Genomic DNA, 1,789 nt, shown 5'->3' with positions numbered 1-1,789 from the left:
CGCACCCCGAGGCGGCTCTCCACCCCGTCGTAGAACTCCTGCCGGTTGCCCGCGTCCCGGGCGGCGGACGTGGCGACGAACCGGATCCGTTCCACCCCCAGGTCGGCCAGCACCACCGCGTACTCGTCGCAGGCCGCGAACGTGCGCGCCAGCGCATCGGGATGGAACTCGCCGGTGGCGTCCACTCCCTGCCCCAGCCGCGTGATGATCAGCCGCCGATCCAGCTCCCGCGCCCCTTCCCGGGTGCCTTCACTGACCAACAGCCGGATCGAGTTCGTCCCGCAGTCCACCGCCGCCACGCGCGTCATCGCTGTTCCTCCTGCTCCTGCGGACGGATCGATCCGCACACGTCGCCGATCCGCGCCAGCACCTCGTCGCCGAACGGGTTGACCCCCGGCCCAGCAGCCAGCGCGTGTCCCACCAGCACGTGCAGGCACTTGACCCGGCTGGGCATGCCGCCTGCGCTGATCCCCGCGATCTCCTCGACGTCCCCGAGCGCCGCCCGGTCCGCCAGGTAGGCCTCGTGGGCCGCCCGGTATGCGGCGGCGAGGTCCGCGTCCTGTTCCAGGCGCCGGGTCATCTCCACCATGACCCCCTCAGACTCCACCGTCGACACGGCCGCGACGATGCGGGGGCACGTCAGGTAGTAGGTCGTCGGGAACGGGGTACCGTCCGGTAACCGCGGGCTGGTCGCCACCACCCCCGGCTCCCCGTTCGCGCACCGGTAGGCGATCCCGACGATCCCCCGCGGCTGGCGCCCGAGTTGGGCCTCCAAGGCGGCGACGTCGGCTTCGGTGACTGGTTCGATGGTCGGCACGGCCGCCACCTTAGTGGCCCGCCCGCGTCGAGCCGGCGGATGGTTCGCTCAGCGATTCGCGTCCAACGGGGTGTCGGCGTGCTTGATCGAGGAGGCCAGCCGGTCCCACCACTGCGTCTCGAGTTGGTTGCCGGTGGGGTTGCCCACGCCCTCGATCTCGCTGGTTCCGGACAGCACCTGACCGTTCTCGTCCAGGACCCGGTAGCCGACCTCGCCCGGCATCACCCAGCCGAGCCGGGCACGAGCCTGCGCCTTCACGTAGGCCGAGTCGTCCCAGCGGGCCAGTTCGTCCTGGAGTTCCGTCACCCGCGCCGAGCGGGCCTCGATGGCCGCCTCGGCGGTCGCCAGATCGCCGGACTGGATGTACCAGACGCGCAGCGCGTTCGCGAAGGAGATCATGACCACGGCCAAGACGACCACGGCGATGATGGCCCGGGCCGTGAAATCGACCCGCGGACGCCGCCGGACGGGGCGCCCCGCCTCCTCCGGCCCCACGGTGGCCGACGGCCCCTTCTTCGTGGACGCGGCCGGGGCGCTGGGCGTGCGCTTGCTCGACCGTCCGCGGCCGGACGGCTGCCGATTGAGTCGGTTCTCGCGCACCAACGGGCCTTTCGCATGGGGAAGTATGCGCTTCCACAGTAGGCGGTGATCCGGCCGGGCCGAAGCCCGACACCCCGCGACCCACCATCCCCACAGCGTCGGTCCCACGGCCGGGGGACGCGAAACGGCCGGGCCCCGCAGGACCCGGCCGCCTCGATGGTGCGGTGGTGAAATCAGCCCTTGAACCGCGGGAACGCGGAACGACCCGCGTAGGTGGCGGCGTCGTCGAGGGTCTCCTCGATGCGGATGAGCTGGTTGTACTTCGCGACGCGCTCGGAGCGGGCCGGGGCACCGGTCTTGATCTGGCCGCAGTTGGTGGCGACGGCCAGGTCGGCGATGGTGGTGTCCTCGGTCTCACCGGAGCGGTGCGAC

At 71.8% G+C, this 1,789-nt stretch carries 2 protein-coding genes and 2 pseudogenes; all 4 read right to left on the bottom strand.

What is annotated here, in order from left to right; genetic code table 11:
- Positions 1 to 308: Ppx/GppA phosphatase family protein (locus V7E09_RS15560; protein WP_442956905.1), on the bottom strand; the 308-nt coding region annotated here is incomplete at its 3' end.
- Positions 305 to 817, bottom strand: a complete 513-nt coding sequence (locus V7E09_RS15555; protein ID WP_442956904.1) for a DUF501 domain-containing protein — start codon at positions 815 to 817, stop codon at positions 305 to 307. The genes V7E09_RS15560 and V7E09_RS15555, both read right to left, overlap by 4 nt.
- A gap of 170 nt (positions 818 to 987) precedes the next feature.
- Positions 988 to 1,216 (bottom strand): annotated as a pseudogene (locus tag V7E09_RS15770) (FtsB family cell division protein); the annotation flags it as partial.
- Between the two features lie 374 nt (positions 1,217 to 1,590).
- Positions 1,591 to 1,789: pseudogene (gene eno / locus V7E09_RS15545) on the bottom strand (phosphopyruvate hydratase); the annotation flags it as partial.

The organism is Propioniciclava sp., from assembly GCF_036744435.1.
GTDB lineage: Bacteria > Actinomycetota > Actinomycetes > Propionibacteriales > Propionibacteriaceae > Propioniciclava.
The sequence above is the reverse complement of the archived record's forward strand: the minus strand, read 5'-3'. Positions and strand labels throughout refer to the sequence as shown.